Source organism: Phenylobacterium sp. (genome assembly GCF_036677185.1).
In the GTDB taxonomy this organism is placed as follows: Bacteria; Pseudomonadota; Alphaproteobacteria; order Caulobacterales; family Caulobacteraceae; genus Phenylobacterium.
In genome coordinates, this window is record NZ_JAKFEN010000018.1 from 1 (window position 1) to 16,364 (window position 16,364).

The 16,364-nt window shown below is 69.2% G+C and carries 13 protein-coding genes; 4 read left to right on the top strand and 9 right to left on the bottom strand.

What is annotated here, in order from left to right; genetic code table 11:
* The first annotated feature begins 326 nt into the window (after positions 1 to 326).
* Positions 327 to 2,351: an elongation factor G gene (locus V6M51_RS08525; protein ID WP_332766314.1), complete on the top strand. Its 2,025-nt coding sequence runs from the start codon at positions 327 to 329 to the stop codon at positions 2,349 to 2,351.
* Positions 2,352 to 2,538: 187 nt separating this feature from the next.
* Here the strand turns inward: V6M51_RS08525 and V6M51_RS08530 are convergent, their stop codons facing one another.
* From V6M51_RS08530 to V6M51_RS08540, 3 genes are read right to left on the bottom strand one after another with little or no spacing between them, the layout of a single operon-like run.
* Positions 2,539 to 3,468, bottom strand: coding sequence for a prephenate/arogenate dehydrogenase family protein (locus V6M51_RS08530; RefSeq protein WP_442957848.1), 930 nt, complete (start codon positions 3,466 to 3,468; stop codon positions 2,539 to 2,541).
* A gap of 8 nt (positions 3,469 to 3,476) precedes the next feature.
* A complete protein-coding gene (gene hisC, locus V6M51_RS08535) occupies positions 3,477 to 4,598 on the bottom strand; it encodes a histidinol-phosphate transaminase (RefSeq protein ID WP_332766316.1) in 1,122 nt (373 codons plus the stop codon).
* Positions 4,599 to 4,634: 36 nt separating this feature from the next.
* The gene (locus V6M51_RS08540) at positions 4,635 to 5,441 is read right to left on the bottom strand and encodes a chorismate mutase (protein ID WP_332766318.1); all 807 of its coding nucleotides are present in this window, start codon (positions 5,439 to 5,441) and stop codon (positions 4,635 to 4,637) included.
* A 192-nt stretch (positions 5,442 to 5,633) separates the two neighbouring features.
* Here V6M51_RS08540 and V6M51_RS08545 point away from each other — a divergent pair, with 192 nt between their 5' ends.
* A complete protein-coding gene (locus V6M51_RS08545) occupies positions 5,634 to 6,875 on the top strand; it encodes a M24 family metallopeptidase (protein ID WP_332766319.1) in 1,242 nt (413 codons plus the stop codon).
* A gap of 5 nt (positions 6,876 to 6,880) precedes the next feature.
* On the opposite strand, the gene V6M51_RS08550 is transcribed toward V6M51_RS08545, so the two are convergent.
* Positions 6,881 to 7,873 carry a DUF2125 domain-containing protein gene (locus V6M51_RS08550; protein WP_332766321.1) on the bottom strand — a complete coding sequence of 331 codons (993 nt, stop codon included), beginning with the start codon at positions 7,871 to 7,873 and terminating at the stop codon, positions 6,881 to 6,883.
* 73 nt (positions 7,874 to 7,946) lie between these two features.
* Here V6M51_RS08550 and V6M51_RS08555 point away from each other — a divergent pair, with 73 nt between their 5' ends.
* On the top strand, positions 7,947 to 8,486 hold the full coding sequence (locus V6M51_RS08555; protein ID WP_332766322.1) for a gamma-glutamylcyclotransferase: 540 nt from the start codon (positions 7,947 to 7,949) through the stop codon (positions 8,484 to 8,486).
* A gap of 143 nt (positions 8,487 to 8,629) precedes the next feature.
* Here V6M51_RS08555 and V6M51_RS08560 read toward each other — a convergent pair whose 3' ends face one another.
* The 5 genes from V6M51_RS08560 to V6M51_RS08580 form a co-directional block, all read right to left on the bottom strand.
* Positions 8,630 to 9,337, bottom strand: coding sequence for a lysophospholipid acyltransferase family protein (locus V6M51_RS08560; protein ID WP_332766323.1), 708 nt, complete (start codon positions 9,335 to 9,337; stop codon positions 8,630 to 8,632).
* Between the two features lie 5 nt (positions 9,338 to 9,342).
* Entirely contained in the window at positions 9,343 to 9,957 is a 615-nt protein-coding gene (locus tag V6M51_RS08565) for a YdcF family protein (protein WP_332766324.1), read from the bottom strand.
* A complete protein-coding gene (locus V6M51_RS08570; protein WP_332766325.1) occupies positions 9,954 to 10,844 on the bottom strand; it encodes a cell division protein FtsX in 891 nt (296 codons plus the stop codon). The genes V6M51_RS08565 and V6M51_RS08570 overlap by 4 nt, the downstream gene beginning before the upstream one ends.
* Positions 10,841 to 11,563: a cell division ATP-binding protein FtsE gene (gene ftsE / locus V6M51_RS08575; protein ID WP_332766326.1), complete on the bottom strand. Its 723-nt coding sequence runs from the start codon at positions 11,561 to 11,563 to the stop codon at positions 10,841 to 10,843. The genes V6M51_RS08570 and ftsE overlap by 4 nt, the downstream gene beginning before the upstream one ends.
* 129 nt (positions 11,564 to 11,692) lie before the next feature.
* Positions 11,693 to 13,738: a phytase gene (locus V6M51_RS08580; protein ID WP_332766328.1), complete on the bottom strand. Its 2,046-nt coding sequence runs from the start codon at positions 13,736 to 13,738 to the stop codon at positions 11,693 to 11,695.
* A 220-nt stretch (positions 13,739 to 13,958) separates the two neighbouring features.
* Here V6M51_RS08580 and V6M51_RS08585 point away from each other — a divergent pair, with 220 nt between their 5' ends.
* Positions 13,959 to 16,337 carry a TonB-dependent receptor plug domain-containing protein gene (locus V6M51_RS08585; RefSeq protein WP_332766330.1) on the top strand — a complete coding sequence of 793 codons (2,379 nt, stop codon included), beginning with the start codon at positions 13,959 to 13,961 and terminating at the stop codon, positions 16,335 to 16,337.
* Positions 16,338 to 16,364: the final 27 nt, after the last annotated feature.

The window sequence follows — 16,364 nt, forward strand, 5'->3', positions numbered from 1 at the left end:
CCTCTGGGGGAGCTGGCCCGAAGGGCCTGAGGGGGACTTTGACTCCTGTTCGGAGCCGTCGAACCTCCGCTGAAGGGCATTTTAGTCCCCCTCACCCGGCCATGCGGCCGGGAGCTCCCCCAGCGGGGGAGCATCTGACCAATCCAGCGCTCCGACCTATCGCATAGGCGATCGTCCTGCTGCGGGGGTAGCCATGGCGCGGCCATTGTTGAGTTCCCGCAACTCGCCTTCACGTTTAGGCGCCTTGCATCGGCTCCGAAGGGGGCGTTGCATCGGACCTGGAGGCGTCGGCTTCCGTGCGGGCGCCCGTTCACGGAGGACAGATCATGGGTAAGCGTGATCCTGGCTCGGTACGCACCATCGCTCTTGTGGGAGCGGCCGGAGCCGGCAAGACGACTCTTCTCGAAGCCATGCTGTTTGCGAGCGGCGCCATCCCCCGTCAGGGCGAGGTCGGCGCTTCCAGCGTCGGCGATGCGACCCCCGAGGCGCGAGCGCGCGGCCAGTCGGTGGAGCTGAACCTGGCGGGCTTCGAGTTCATGGGCGACCGCTACGCGGTGGTCGATTGTCCCGGCTCGACGGAGTTCGCCGCCGCAGAAGACCTCGTCCTCCCCGCCGTCGACCTGGTGGTGGTGGTGGCCGATCCGCATCCGGGCCGCGCGGCCCTGCTGCAGCCGATCTTCAAGGAACTGGAGCGCCTGGGCGTGCCCCGCGCCGTGTTCGTCAACAAGATCGACCAGGCCCGAGGAGCCCTGGACGAATTCATGGCCGCCCTGGCCCCGGCCAGCGCCGCCCCGGTGGTGGCCCGGCAGATTCCCCTGATCGACAAGGAGCATGTGACCGGCTTCGTCGATCTGGCTCTGGAGCGCGCCTATATCTATCGCCCCGGCCAGCCCTCGCAGATCGTCGACCTGCCGCAGGACGTGGCCGAGCTGGAGGCCGAGGCCCGGTTCCACATGCTGGAGCAGATGGCCGACTATGACGACGCGCTGATGGAGCAGCTGCTCTCCGACCTGACCCCCAGCCGCGACATGGTCTTCGCCGACCTGGTGGCCGAGATGAACCAGGGCCAGATCGTGCCGGTGTTCTTCGGCTCGGCGTCCAACGGTTTCGGGGTGCGCCGGCTGCTGAAGGCCCTGCGCCACGAGACGCCGGAGGTCTCACAGGCCGCCGCGCGCCTGGGTCTGGACGGGCCCTGCGCCTATGTCTTCAAGACCTCCTACGCCGGCCAGGCGGGCAAGCTCTCCTACGCCCGCATCCTGGGCGGGGCCCTGAAGGACGGCGAGGAACTGACCGCGTCCAACGGCGAACGCAGCCGTGCGGGGGGCCTGTTCATCGTCAGCGGCGGGGCCACCAGGAAGGTCGATCACGCCGCGGCCGGCGACGTCGTCGCCATCGCCAAGATCGAGGCCGCCCGCGCGGGCCAGGTGCTGTCCTTCGACGGCCAGGCGCGCACGCCGCGGCTCAACTTCCGTGAGCCGCTGCACCTCTACGCGATGGCGGTGGCGGCCAAGGACCGCAAGGACGACGTTCGGATGTCGGCGGCGCTCACCAAGCTCGCCGAGGAGGACCCAACCCTGCGCGTGGTGCTCGATCCGGAGACCCAGGAGACCCTGATCTTCGGCCAGGGCGAGGCCCATGTGCAGGTGACCCTGGATCGCCTGCGCCGGCGGTTCAATGTCGAGGCGGCTGTCAGCCCTCCCAAGATCTCCTACCGCGAGTCCATCCGCAAAGGCGTCACCCAGCGCGGCCGGCACAAGAAGCAGACCGGTGGCCACGGCCAGTTCGGCGATGTGGTCATCGAGATCAAGCCGCTGCCCCGCGGCTCGGGCTTCGCCTTCTCACAGAGGATCACCGGCGGGGTGGTGCCCAAACAGTGGATCCCGGCCGTCGAGCAGGGGGTCCGCGACGCCATGCAGAAAGGCCCGCTGGGCTTCCCGGTGACCGACGTGGAGGTGGTGCTGACCGACGGTTCCTATCACAGCGTCGACTCCTCCGAGATGGCCTTCCGCCAGGCCGGCCGCCTGGCCATGAGCGAGGGCCTGGCAGCCTGCGGGGCCTATCTGCTGGAGCCGGTGGAGAAGCTGCACATCAACGCCCCGTCCGCCAGCACGTCGAAGATTACCCAGGCGATCTCCGCCCGGCGCGGCCAGATCCTGGGTTTCGCGCCGCGGGAGGGCTGGTCCGGCTGGGACGAGATCGAGGTCTGCCTGCCGCGCCATGAGCGCCAGGAGCTGATCGCCGAGCTGCGCGGCCTGACCCAGGGCCTAGGCGACTTCACTGCCGAGTTCGACCACATGGCCGAGCTCACGGGTCGTCTCGCTGAGGAGGTGAGCCGCAGCGCCGCGGCCTAGTGCAACTGGGAGGGCTCGTCCCAACCACGCTCGTCATCCTCGACCGCGCTTGCGCGTGTCGGGGACCCATACGCGCCGGGCTCACAGACAAGTCCGCTGACTCGGAGATCATGGATGGCCGGGACTTGCGCCCGGCCATGACGAGCTTGGGAGTGGGTTTTGCGGTCCGGCGCCGGCCGGGCCGGGCCTAGTGTTTGCCGCGGTCACGGCCGAAGTTCGGTTCGGCGCTTTCCTGGCCGGCGGCGATGATGCCGCGGCGGATCTCGCGGGTGCGGGTGAAGAGTTCGTGCAGCTTGTCGGCCTCGCCCCAGCGGATGGCCCGCGACAGGGCCTGGAGGTCCTCGGTGAACCGGCCCAGGATCTCCAGCACCGCGTCCTTGTTGGCCACGAAGACGTCGCGCCACATGGTCGGGTCGGAGGCCGCGATGCGGGTGAAGTCGCGGAAGCCGCCGGCTGAGTACTTCATCACCTCGGCCTGGGTGACCTCCTCCATGTCGGCGGCGGTGCCGACGATGTTGTAGGCGATCAGGTGGGGCAGGTGGCTGGTGACGGCCAGGACCAGGTCGTGGTGGCGGTCGTCCATCTGTTCGACATTGGCGCCCAGGCTCCGCCAGAACTCGGCGAGCTGGCCGGTGGCCTCCAGATAGGCCTCGTCCTGGCGCGGCTGCGGGGTCAGGATCACCCAGCGGTTCTCGAACAGCTCGGCTAGGCCGGCGTCGGGCCCGGAATGCTCAGTGCCTGCGATCGGGTGGCCGGGAATGATGAAGACGTTGTCGGGCAGGGCGGCGGCCAGGGCCTCGGCCACCGAACCCTTCACCGAGCCGACGTCGGTGGCCGTGGCGCCGGGCTTCATGGCGGGGGCGGCGGCCCTGGCGGCCTCGCCCATGGCCAGGACCGGGACGGCGAAGATCACCAGGTCGGCGTCGGCCACCGCCTCGGCGATGTCCCCCGTCACCAGGTCGGCGAAGCCCAGCTCGACGATGCGCTCGCGGTGGGCGGGACTGGCGTCGGCGACGGCGACCTGGTCGACCACCCCGCGCTCCCGGGCGGCGCGGATCACCGACGAGCCGATCAGGCCGCAGCCGATCACCGCAATCTTCGGATAGACCACGCCCATCACGCCGATCAGCCCTTCATGAAGTCGGACAGCGCCTCGACCACGGCGCGATTGTGCTCTTCCAGGCCAATGGTGATCCGCAGATGGTCGGGCAGGCCGTAGCCGCCGACCCCGCGCACGATCAGGCCACGAGAGGCCAGGAAGGCCTCGGCCTCCTTGGCGGTCTTGCCCGGCGTCTTCGGAAAGCCCACCAGGACGAAGTTGGCCGCCGAGGGTACCGGTTCGAGGCCAAGGCCGCCGAGTTGCTGAATGAGGTAGGGGCGCCAGCGCTCGACCAACGCGAGCGAGCGTTCTTGGAACTCGACGTCGCCCAGGGCCGCCACGGCGGCGAGCTGGGCCGGGATGTTGACGTTGAACGGCAGGCGGATGCGGTCGATGGCCGCGGCCATCTCGGGCGGCATATAGGCCCAGCCCACCCGCAGGGCGGCCAGGCCGTGCAGCTTGGAGAAGGTGCGGGTGACCACGACATTGTCGAATTCACGCACCAGGCTCATCCCGTCCTCGAAGGCCGGATCGGTGGCGAACTCGGCATAGGCGCCGTCCAGCACCAGCACCACGCTGGGGGGCAGGGCCGCGTGCAGGCGGCGGACTTCCGAGCCCGGGATCCAGGTGCCGGTAGGATTGGCCGGGTTGGCGATGAACACCAGCCGGGTGCGGCTGTCGACCTGCTTCAGGAGTTCGTCGACATCGATGGTGTAGTTGGGCTCGCGGGCGGTGCGGACCTCCGCCTGGCAGGCGCGCGCGCCGATCGCGTAGGCGCCGAAGCCGAACTCGCCCTGGACGATGTTGTCGCCGGGCTCGAGGAAGGTCTGGTTCAGGAGCTGGAAGATCTCGTCCGAACCGCAGCCGAACAGCAGCCGCTCGGGCTCCAGGCCATAGGTCTCGCAGAGGGCGTCGCGCAGCACCGGCGCGCGCCCATCCGGATACATGTGCAGCTGGTCGATGGCCGAGCCGAAGGCTTCGCGGGCCTTGGGGCTGGAGCCCAGGATATTCTCGTTGGCCGACAGCTTGAGGGGATGCTCGACGCCGTCGACCTTCGACTTGCCCGGCACATAGGGGGCGATGTCGAGGATGCCGGGCTTGGGCGTGGGCCGGGGCGCGGCGGCGCGGTCGATGACGATATCGGACATGGGGCTCAACGGTGGCGGACGAAGCTTGGCCCGCTCTTACACGTCGAAGGGCGCAGGCGCAGCCCCGATGACTCCGGAAAGTCGGCCCGGCGCCCGGGCCAGGCGTTCGTCGTCGGCTTGGTAGAAGCCCATCAGGGCGAAGAGCTTGAGGCCGCCGGCCTCGGCGATCAGGTCGCCCGCCACTCCGTCGCGGCCGAGCGCGTCCTCGATGGCGGCGCTGCTTCCGGGCGCGTCGGTGACCCAGAAGGTGCGGTCGTCGCCGGTGGGCTCGACCTCCACCTCGGCGACCGCGAGACTCGATTGCGCGCCCCAGGCCACCAGGCAGGGGAGGGCCGCGAACACCTTCAGCTTCGGCTCGGCCAGCAGGCGGCCCCACCAAGGCGCGTCCCCGGCCAGGGCCAGGATCGCCACGCCGCCCTGCGAGCGGGCCGCGGCCAGAGCGTCTTCGGCCTTGGCCGCCACCTTCAGCAGCGGCGCCGCGCCGAACCGCAGGCGGGCGGCCTCGACGATGCGGGAGGGATCGCGCCCGCCCCAGACCCAGAGGTGGAACGGCCCTTGTCGCGACAGGCTGTCGCCGATCAGCTCGCGCCAGATGCGCACCACCAGACTGGGCCGCGCGGCGTCGCGCGGCGTGTCCAGCAGCTTGCGCAGCAATTGGGTCTCACGGCCGGGGCGCAGCCCGAACTTGTCGCCATCGCCAGCGGCGGCCTTGGCCGCGGCCACCTGGACGGCCAGGGCGGCGCGTTCGTCGACCAGGGCCAGCAGCGCGGCGTCGATCGCGTCGATGCGCGCGCGGACAACGTCCAGCGACGGCGCAGCGGGCTTGGGATCGGCGTCGGCCATTTTGTTCCCCGAAAACGAAGTTTCGGCGCTTAGGTCATTGCGGGGAAGGGTGCAATAGGCCCGAACGCCGCAAAAAAGTTGCAGCAGAAACCGGTTGCCGTCCGGCGCCTCCGACGGGCTGCGCGTTCGCCCGCCTGGACGAGCCTCGCGACCCATGCCAGCACTTCGCGTCCGACAACGGGGAGGCCCTTCGTGCGCGCAGATCGCAGACAGTTCCTGAGCCTGGCCGGCGGGGCCGGGCTGGCCCTGGCCACGGGCTTTCCGAGCCTGGCCCAGGGCCTGGCGCCCATGACCGGCGGGGTCGCGCCCATCTCGAAGGCCGAGCGCCTGGCGCGGATGGCCAAGGCCCAGGGTCTGATGAAGGCCCAGGGGCTGTCGGCCCTGGTGGTGGAGCCGGGCGCGGCGCTGACCTATTTCACCGGCGTCCGCTGGAACCGCAGCGAGCGGATCACCGCCGCGATCATCCCGGTCGAGGGCGAGACCCTGATCGTTACGCCGCACTTCGAGGAGCCCTCGGTCCGCGAGACCCTTGCCGTGCCCGGCGAGGTCCGTGTCTGGCAGGAGGACGAGAACCCCGCCGCCGTGGTCGCTGCCTGGCTGAAGGACCGCAAGCTCGCCGCCGGCAAGATCGGGGTGGAGGAGACGGTGCGGTTCTTCGTCAGCGATGGCCTGGCGCGCCTGCTGCCGGACGCGACGATCGTCTCCGGCGCGCCCGTCGTGCGCGGCTGCCGGATGATCAAGTCGCCGGCCGAGATCGCCCTGATGCAGATGGCCAGCGACATTACCATCGCCGCCTACCGCCACACCTGGCCGAAGATCGAGAAGGGCATGACCCCCGGCGATATCGGCGCGATCATGAATCGCGCGACCGCCGCGCTCGGCGGCAGGCCGGAGTTCGAGCTGATCCTACTGGGCGAGGCCAGCGCCTATCCGCACGGCTCGGGCAAGCCCCAGATGGTGCGCGACGGCGAGGTGGTGCTGATGGACTGCGGCTGTACGGTGGAGGGCTACCAGTCCGACATCTCGCGGACCTTCGTGTTCGGTGAGCCGACCAAGAAGCAGCGGCTGGTCTGGGACCAGGTCCATCGCGGCCAGCAGATCGCCTTCGAGACCGCCCAGGTGGGCGTGGCCGCCGGCGCCGTCGACGACGCCGTGCGCGCCTATTACGAGCCGCTGGGCTACGGGCCGCGCTACCGGCTGCCCGGCCTGTCGCACCGGACTGGCCACGGCATCGGCCTGGACGGCCACGAGCCGGTGAATTTCGTGCATGGCGAAGCGACGAAGCTGGCGCCGGGCATGTGCCTCTCCGACGAGCCCGGCCTCTACATCCCCGGCGAGTTCGGGGTGCGGCTGGAGGACTGCCTGCACATGACCGCGAGCGGTCCGAAGTGGTTCTCCGTCCCGCCGCCGTCGCTGGACAATCCCTTCGGCTGAGCGGGTCAGTAGACGCGCGGCGCGGGGCCGATCGCCACCGGGCCCAGCGTCGTCTGGCCAGCTTGGAAGGTGATCGTCGCTTGGGCGACGTCGCCGGCCCCCTGGCGAGCGGCGGCCACGGCGGCGGCGGCGAGCGCCGCTTCGGGCCGGATCACGCCGGTTTGGGCCATGGCCGAGAGGGCCTGGGGCGCCTCGCGCAAGTTCACCTGCAGGGAACCGGACAACCGCCCCTCATAGCTGACCCCGAGTGTCCCCGACTGGGAGCCGACAACAGCGGGCCCTGCGGTCAGCCCGGCCTGGCGCACGGTCATGGCGCCGCCGGCCGCGGTCCAGGACTTCACCGCCGAGGGCCAGTCAGATCCCTTGAAGGCGCTGATCTTGGAGAGGCTGGAGTCCCAGACCATGGAGATCGGCTTGTCGCCGGCCATCCGCGCGAACAGGCCCGAGAGCCGGGCGGCGCCGTTGTCGACTCGGAACAGCACCGCGGCCTGGTCATCGGGGCCGGCCCGCAGGTGGGTCTCGACCTTGTCGGCGGCCGTCAAGGCGAAGGGTTGGGCGCCTGCGCCGGGCGCGAAGGTCAGCTTGCGGCCCTCGAAGGAGAAGTTGGGTGGGGTGTTGTCGAGGTGGGAAAGGCTGGCGTGCAGAAGTTCGCCCTTCACCGCCACCGGCCCGCCGATGGGGCGGATGAAGGTGAAGCCCTCAGGCGTGGCCAGCACCCAGGTCCCGAGCCCATGTACATAGGCCTGGGTCTCCAGGCGCGGCGCGGCGAGCGCCCAGCCGGATGGCTCGCGGATGCTGGCCTCAAGCAGGGTGACGTTGAGCCGGAAGGGATAGCCCGTGATCCGCCGTTCCTTCCAGGCGACCTGGTAGCCCGCGCTGCGCAGGCTCTCGGCGCCGGCGTCCATCCGCAGTCGCGTCTCGCGATGCAGGTAGAGCCAGAAGCCGCTCCAGACCACCGCCGCCAGCAGGGCCACGATGAACGGCAGGTACAGCCCCATGCGTCCGGGTTTGCGGGGCGGGTCCAGATCGGGCAGAGGAGCGGGAGGTGGGATGGGTTTTGCGCGGCGGGCCATGTCGATCGAGCGTTGGGTCTTCGGTTACGGGTCACTGATGTGGCGGCCGGGTTTCGCGTTCCAGGAGCGCCAGCCTGCGACCCTACACGGGCGACGGCGCGCCTTCTGCATCTATTCGGTGCATCACCGCGGCACCTATGAGCGCCCGGGCCTGGTCCTCGGTCTCGCGCCGGGGGGCGCGGTGCGTGGCGCGGCCTATCGGATCGCCGAGGCCGACTGGCCGGAGGTCTACGCCTATCTGCGCGAGCGCGAGCAGCCCACCGAGACCTATGTGGAGGGCGCCGCCAACATCCGCCTGGCCGACGGGCGGCGGGTGGAGACCCTGGTGTTCTTCTCCGACGTCCACCATCCGCAATGGGCCGGCGCGCTCAGCCTGGAGCGCCAGGCCGACCTGATCGCCGGGGCGAAGGGGCTGTCGGGGCGCAATGTCGAATATCTGCGCGACCTGATCGAACACCTGCGGGAGGAGGGCGTGCGCGACCACGCCATGGAGGCCCTGCTGGGCATGGTCGAGGCGCGCGAACTGGCGGCGGAATGATCTTTTCCCTCCCCTTTATGGGGAGGGCAGACCCCGTAGGGGTCGAGGGTGGGGTTTTCTGAAGCTTCCGCACAGACTGCCGGACCTCCCCACCCTGGTCGCTTCGCGACCGGTCCCTCCCCATGAAGGGGAGGGAAAAGAGCCTAGAGGTCCAGCAGCTTGGCCGAGGCCGCCTCGATCCGCTCTTCCAGCAGGCGCATGAACTCCGCCCGCTTCAGCCCGGGCGCGATGGGTTCGAGATATTCGAAGACGATGGTCCCCGGCTTGCGCATGAAGCCATGCCTGGGCCAGTGGACACCGGAATTGGTCGCCACCGGCACCACCGGCACGTTGATCTCGCGGTAGAGGGCGGCGATGCCCGGCTTGTAGTCGGCCTTCTGACCCGGATCGACGCGGGTGCCTTCCGGGAAGATGAGCAGCTGGCGCTTGTCGGCGAAGCGGTCGTTGGCGTCGCGGATCAGCTTGCGCAGGGCGGTCGAATGGCCTTCGCGGTCGACGACGATCATCCGCGCCCGGGCGGCGAACCACGAGAAGAAGGGAATCCAGGTCAGCTCCTTCTTCATCACGAAGCAGGCCTTTGGCAGCCAGGCGAACTGAGCGAAGACGTCGAACATGCACTGGTGCTTGGGCGCCACCAGGGCGGCGCCGACCGGCATGTATTGCTTGCCGCGCACCTCGACCTTGATGTCGCAGCAGACCTCCAGCAGCCAGACGACGCCTTTGCCCCACATGCCGATCAGCGTCATGGTCCAGGGACGCGGGCCCAGCAGGGCCGGCGACAGCCCGACGGCGACGAAGACGGACCACAGATAGAACAGGGCCACGAAGACGAAGGAGCGCAGGGCGATCAAATGGGTCAGCCTTTCTTCGGCCCGGCGGCGGGCTTGTCGCCCAGTTCCAGGATCGCCTCGCGGCCCAGGATCGCCAGATACTTGGTATACTCGCCCACCATCAAGCGCACCCCGCCGGACGTCCGCCACCAGCGGTGGGCGTCCACCACCGAGGTCGCCACCGGATAGGCGGTGAGCTTGGTGTCGGGCATGGCGCCGCGCAGCTCCAGCATGGCGCGCGGCATGTGGTAGTCGGCGGTGACCACGATGAGGCTGTCATAACGCAGCGAGCGGGCCCATTCCTGGGTTTCCCGCGCGTTGCCCACCGTGTCGGCGGCGTTGAAGCCCAGGTCGACACAGCAGTCGTACAGCCGCCGCACGGCGCGGCTGACGGTGCGGATGTCCTCACGGCTGGCCTGGCGGCTGACGCCGGACACGAGCATACGCCTGGCCTTGCCGTCCTGCAGCAGCTCCATGGCCGCCCCGATCCGCTCGTTGGAACCGGCGCCGGTCAGGGCCACGACGCCGTCGGCGCGCGCGGGCTCGCGAGCCGGCGTCGAGCGCGCCACCCGCTCGGTGAAGGCGAACAGCCCCACCGCCCAGATGAGCGCCAGCACCAGGAGCGCGGCCAGCGGTTTCACATCATGTCCCGGATGAGCGCCAGGGCGGTCAGGCGCGCGGAGACCGCCGCCACGGCGGCCGCGGCCAGGGGCGCCGGCGCGACGGCCAGCAGATCGATCCAGGCGATGGGCAATACGGGCGTCAAGCCGTCGCCTCCCCCCGCGAAACGCAGCACCGCCCCCATGATCGCCGCCGCGCCCGCTCCGAACAAGCCCGCCGTCGCGGCCATGCGCGCGAAGCGGATCTGGAACAGCCCGGCGATGAACCCGTCCTCGGCGCCGGAGAGGTGCAGCACCTCCACCACCTCGCGCCGCGCGGCCAGGCCTGCCCGGGTCGCGAAGGCCACGACGGCCCCGGCGGCCACGGCGATCAGGGCGAACACCGCGCCGCCGATGACCCGCGCCGCCCCGGCCGCGCGTTCGATATCCTTCATCCAGACCGAATGGTCGTCGACGATGGCGTCCAGCCCCTGGGTCTTGAGCGCGCGGTCCAGGGCCTCGCCCGTAGCCGGCGTCTCCGGGTCGAGCAGCACCGAGACCAGGCGCGGGATCGGCAGGTCCTCGAGATCGGCCGCGTCGCCCAGCCAGGGGGCGATGAGCGCCTCGGCCTTTTCCTTCTCCAGGGCGCGGGCCTCGACCACGCCGGGCACGCCGGCGAGGGTTTCGGCGGCGCGGGCCGCGGCCCCGTCGGGGGTCTCGTTGGTCTTGGGCCGGACGATGATCGTCGCCTCGTTGGTCAGATGCCCGGTCCAGCCGCGGGCTGCGCGGTCGGCGGCCAGCACCGCCAGCAAGGTCAGGCAGGCCAGGAAACACAGGGTGGCGACCACGAAGATCAGCGAGCCGTCCTTGGCGTCGGCCTCGGGCAGGAAGGGCGCCGGGCGCCAGCGTTCGGCGTCGAACTCGCTCACGCCTCGCCCCCGGCCCCGAGCTGGGTCAGGCGGCCCTCGTCCAGGTGCAGCACCGGCATGCCGGACCGCGCCACCAGGTCCTGATCGTGGGTGGCGATGAGGATGGTGGTGCCCAGGCGGTTGAGCTCGACGAACAGCCGCAGGATGCGCAGGCCCATCTCATGGTCGACATTGCCGGTGGGCTCGTCGGCCAGCAGGATGTCGGGGCGGTTGACCACCGCACGGGCGATCGCCAGGCGCTGCTTCTCGCCGCCGGCCAGGGTCGCGGGCATGGCGTGCATGCGCGAGCGCAGACCGACCCAGGCCAGCAGCTCGGCCACGTCCTGGCGATAGCTCTCGGGCTTGCGGCCGGCGATGCGCAGCGGCAGGGCGGTGTTGTCGAAGGCCGACAGGTGCTCCAGCAGCTTGAACTCCTGGTAGACCACCCCGATCCGGCGGCGCAGGAACGGTTGCTCCCTGGGCGCGATGGCCGACACGTCCTGGCCGAACAGGTGCAGCAGGCCCTTCGAGGGCCGGGCGGCCAGGAAGATGAGTTTCAACAGCGAGGTCTTGCCCGCCCCGGACGCGCCCGTGACGAAGTGGAAGGACCCGGGCGCCAACGAGAAGGTGAGGTCCTTCAGCGTCTCGGGGGCACGGCCATATCGCATCGAAACGTCATCGAAGCGGACCACGGCGGGATCGGCGTCGAACGCGCCGGCGGCATGCGTGTTTCTGGACATGAAGACCGAAATCGGCGACCTCGGTTGAGGTTGCTGGACCGTCCGATTCGACCGTCATGATAGGCCTGGGCGGCGCCACAGCGCCACCCCATCCTGAGCCTTCCTGATTTCCCAGCCCAGGAAGGGCGTTCAGCGCGCCTCCAGTTTCAAAGCCGCGGCGACCGCGTCCCACGGAACCAGCTTGAAGTTCTGCGCCTCGGCCGGCGCGACGTTGCGCCCGTCCTGGGCGATGAAGGCGCCGGTCGGGAACCTGGGGCCGAGCGGCCGGCTGGTCACCTCCAGGCCATCGGTTTCCGAGGAGCCGTCGATCCCGCGCGCGCCATCCCCCACGACTGCGAAGGATCCGATGTAGCGGTTGGACCCCTCGCGGGCGAAAACCGCATAGGTGTCGTCGCCTTGGCTCGACAGGACCAGATAGCCGCGTCCGCCCCCCAGGTCGTAGAGCCCGACGCCTTCCAGGTCGTCCTTGAGCGCCGGGTTGTCGGCCACCGTGGCGATCACGGTCCTGGCCGCGCCGGTCCTGGGCTCGGCGCCCATCTTCCAGAGCGCGATGTCTTCCTCGGCCACGTAGAGCGCGCCGGTCTCGTCGTCGGCGACGCAGCCCTCGGCCTGGGTGTCGAACTTGAAGTCGCGCACCGCCTTGGCCGCGACTTTGCCGTTCGGCTTCGCCATCAACTCCCACTGGCGCATGCGGCCGTCGGTGTCGTTGATGAAGACATAGGTCTTCCCCGAACGGCGGCTGCGGTACATGCACAGGCCGTAGGGATCGGTCAGGCCCGTCGCCTGAGGGCCGTCCGAGACGGGGACGAGCTTCCGCGTCGCGGGGTCCACGGCATAGAGCGCGATGGTGTCGTCCGTGCGGTTGCTGGCCGCCACCAGGGAGACGATGCGGCCGCCCAGCTTGAAGCCGTCGCGCAGGTCGACATTGTTCATCTTACCGTCGGGCAGGAACTGCACGACCTTGCCGTCCAGGTCATAGGCATAGAGGCCGGCCTGCTTGTCGGTGCCGATGATCAGGCTGCGCGCCGGGTCGACCGGATCGACCCAGATCGCCGGGTCGTCCGCCGCGTCGCCGCCATGCGGGACTGGCGTGGTCTCGACGACCGGCCGCACCACGGGAACGGGCGGGGCGATCGGCCCGCGCGGGTCTTGCGGTGTTCCGGGAGCGAGGCCTAGCGCCTGGGCGATCGCGGGCCAGGCGGCGAGCTTGTAATTCTGGCCGCCCTCGTTCTCGTCATCCATGGCGATCAGCAGGCCTTGCGGCCCCGCCGCGCCGGTCGCCAGGCCGCCGGCGGCCTCGACGCCCGCCAGGGAGAAGGTCCCGGCGAATTGGTGATCCTTGCCGCGGTCATAGACATTGAAGCTGTTGGCCGAGGCGTTGGAGGCGATCAGGTAGCGCGCGCCCGGACCGCCATCCTGCAGGGCTAGCCCGCCCGTCTCGCCGGCGATATGGCCCAACCGCGCCGCGTCGATGAGCTGAGGCTCGACGATGCTCTCGACCCCGGCCGCGAAGCGCCAGATCCCCACGCCCTGCTCGGCGATATAGAGGTCGCCCGTGGTGTCGTCGGCGACGCAATAGCTGGCTTCCGACGCCACATGCACGCGGCGTGCGGGGCGTGCGTCGAGCTTGCCCGTGGCGTCCGCGAACACCGTCCATTGCTCGACCTCGCCGTCCGACCCGACGACGAAGGCGTAGAGGTTAGCGTCCCGCGCGTCCCGATAGAGGCACATGCTCTCGGCCGCGAACTCGATCGGAATGGGCTTGGCGGTGATCTCGACGGCCTTGCCCGTCCGCCCGTCGAAATCGAAGAAGCGCAGGCCGTTCCGTTCATCCAGGGCGCCGAGCACGATGGCGGGCCTGCCGGCCAGCGTGATGTCGAGGCGCACGTCCACGCCCACGACCTCGCCGGCCTCGATGACGCCGACCCGGGTCCCGTCCAGCCGATAGACCTCCAGGCCCGCGAGACTGGCCGTGCCCACGATGTGGCCGCCGGCGGCGTCCTCGGGGTTGAGGACGAACGCCGCGGCGTTGGCCTCGGCCTGCGCGGTCGGCTGGGTCTGGCCCGTTGGAGTAATGACCGCCGCCGCCGGAGCCTGGGCCATGACCGGGTTCGCCGCCGCCATGGCGAGGAAAGCGGCCGCCGTCGCCAGCAGTTGGGTGCGCAGTCGATTCATCGTCGGTCTCCTCATAGGGGCCCTGTCGCCGAATTGTCGCGTGTCCGCGTCATAAGGCGATTTCGAGCGCCCGCAGAATTAATCCGGCAAGCGGTGTCTGCAAGAGAATTTCCATTCCAGTTGCAAAATAGAATATTTGTTCGTATCTTCATCTCAGCGATCGGCCAGGGCGTGCGTCGCGCGTCCCATGAGCCGGCGGTTTAAAAGGGGAGGCGGTTCCATGCGCCAGAGATTGATCAGCGCTCTGTTGGTTTCCACATGCTTGGCCGCGCCGGGCTTCGCGGCGGCCCAGACGCCGGCCGCGCCGCAGGAGCTGGAAGAGGTCGTGGTCACCGGCCAGATCACCTTCCGGGACCGCACGGAGACCGTCGCGCCCGCCCTCGTCTATGACCAGAAGTTCTTCGAGAAGTTCGAGCCGGTCTCGGTCGGCGACCAGCTGAAGCGCGTTCCGGGCATCGCCTTCACCAGCGACATCGGCGAATACGACTCGCCCCAAATGCGCGGCCTCGGCCAGGGCTTCACCCAGGTGCTGGTCAACGGGCGTCCGATCCCCGGCGCCGGAAATGACCGGACCGTCTTCGTCGACCGCATCCCTGCCGAGATCATCGACCGGATCGAGATCATCCGCTCCCCCAGCGCCGACATCGACAGCCAGGGCGTCGGCGGGACGATCAACATCATCCTCAAGAACGGCGAGAGCCTGCCGCCGGGCGTCATCGCCCGGGTCGGGATGAACCATGACGTGGACAAGAACAAGTGGAGCCCGTCCGCGGCGCTCTCGGTCTCGGGCCGCAACGCCGACGAGACGCTGCTCTACTCCTTCACCCTCGACGCCCAGCGGCGCTTCAACAACAAGCACACCATCGAAGAGGTGTTCGAGGAGGACTCCGAAGGGTTTGACGCCGAGGTCGCGAGCGGCGGCAGCGGCAATGGCCTGGTGAAGTTCTTCGACCCGGCCAACTCGGTCGCCGTGGAGCGGGTCCAGGAAGAAGACAGCCGGCGCAGCACCGATCTCTCGTTCAACGGCGACGTCACCTGGAAGCCGAACGACTCCACCAGCCTGCGCATGGACGCCTTCTTCCTGAGCACCAAACGCAAGGAGCACCAGGACACTTTCATCTTCGAGGGCGACGGCTCGCGCGGCGGGCTGGACCTCGGCGATCCCGAACACGAGACCCAGGACGCCGACATCAAGCAGGACAGCTACGGCGTGGCGGCGCTTTTCGAGACCAAGCTGGATGAGAACACCAGCTTCGAGAGCCAGCTGCGGTTCAATCAGTTCAAGGATGACAGCTTCGAAGAGACCTATTCCGAAGACGACGACCACGCGCCGCTGGACAACACCGACACCCAGGCCACCGACACGGAGTGGACCCTCGACGGTTCGTTCAAGCGCAAGCTGCCTGGCCTGGCCGAAGCGATGGGCATGGAGAGCCTGGGCCTGAAGATCGGGGCCGCGGGCAAGGCGAAGAAGCGCAATTATCATCTGGTCACCTCGGACGACCTGGACGACGTCGGCGAGGAAAAGATTTCCGACGGACGTTTCAAATACCGGGAGAAACGGTTCGACACCTTCGCGGTCCTTGAGGCGCGCCTGACGCCTTCGATCAAGGTCGAGGCCGGGGTTCGCGCCGAATACACCAAGGCGAAGCAGGACTTCACGACCGTCCTCACCAACAATGAAGACGGCATCGTCCTGACCGACCGCGGCTCGGTGTCGAGCGACGAGTTCCAGATCAACCCCTCGGCCCACCTGCAGTGGGAGATCACCGGCAACGACCAGATCCGGCTCAGCGTGGCCCGCACCGTCCGGCGTCCCAGCATCGATCAGCTGGTGCCCTCGGTCGCGCGCGAGTCGCCGGGCGACGACGACGCCACCATCGGCAATCCGAACCTGGAGTTCGAGACCTCCCTCGGCTTCGACGCCGGCTTCGAGCATCGCTTCGCCGGTCGCGGCATCCTGGGGATCAACCTCTTCCGCCGCGACATTTCCAACCTGATCGGGCTGGTCTCGACGGGTGCGGACGCCGACTCCGTCGGGGCCGGCTCGGGCCTGCCGGGCAGCCTGTACAGCTACGAGAACCTGGGCGACGCCAAGGTGTGGGGGGTGGAGTTCGACCTCTCGACCCCGCTGTCGTTCATCGGCCTGGAAGAGACCGGGGTCTTCGCCAACTACACCAAGCTGTGGTCGGAGCGGCGCGACCCGATCAGCGGCGAGGACATCCGCATCGATTACCAGCCGGAGTACGTCTACAACTTCGGCGTCACCCAGAACCTGCCGACCTGGGATGCGAGCTTCGGCTTCAGCTACCAGAAGCAGGGCGAGTCGCGCTTCGTCACCCTGGGCGAGATCGAGACCCAGCGATACGACGCCAATCTCGAGGTGTTCATCGAGAAGCGCATCGGCAAGAGCATGGTGCTGCGCCTGAGCGCCAACAATCTGCTCGACTCCGCCAGCCGGCAGACCGAGCGCGGCTATGACGGCGACGACGGCGAGGAGATCGCCGAGAACCAGCGCGCCAACGACGTCGACGCCTTCGAGGTCGAGCACGAGGAATCCTCGCCGACCATCCTGATCACCCTGCGCGCCGTGTTCTAGCGCAGAGCTTTTCCCTAGGAACGACTG

Coding starts and splice junctions, on each gene's coding strand:
- V6M51_RS08555 (WP_332766322.1), top strand. CDS start 7,947: ATGTCGATCGAGCGTTGGGTCTTCGGTTACGGGTCACTGATGTGGCGG.
- V6M51_RS08580 (WP_332766328.1), bottom strand. CDS start 13,738: ATGAATCGACTGCGCACCCAACTGCTGGCGACGGCGGCCGCTTTCCTC.
- V6M51_RS08550 (WP_332766321.1), bottom strand. CDS start 7,873: ATGGGGCTGTACCTGCCGTTCATCGTGGCCCTGCTGGCGGCGGTGGTC.
- V6M51_RS08585 (WP_332766330.1), top strand. CDS start 13,959: ATGCGCCAGAGATTGATCAGCGCTCTGTTGGTTTCCACATGCTTGGCC.
- hisC (WP_332766316.1), bottom strand. CDS start 4,598: ATGTCCGATATCGTCATCGACCGCGCCGCCGCGCCCCGGCCCACGCCC.
- V6M51_RS08540 (WP_332766318.1), bottom strand. CDS start 5,441: ATGGCCGACGCCGATCCCAAGCCCGCTGCGCCGTCGCTGGACGTTGTC.
- ftsE (WP_332766326.1), bottom strand. CDS start 11,563: ATGTCCAGAAACACGCATGCCGCCGGCGCGTTCGACGCCGATCCCGCC.
- V6M51_RS08525 (WP_332766314.1), top strand. CDS start 327: ATGGGTAAGCGTGATCCTGGCTCGGTACGCACCATCGCTCTTGTGGGA.
- V6M51_RS08530 (WP_442957848.1), bottom strand. CDS start 3,468: ATGGGCGTGGTCTATCCGAAGATTGCGGTGATCGGCTGCGGCCTGATC.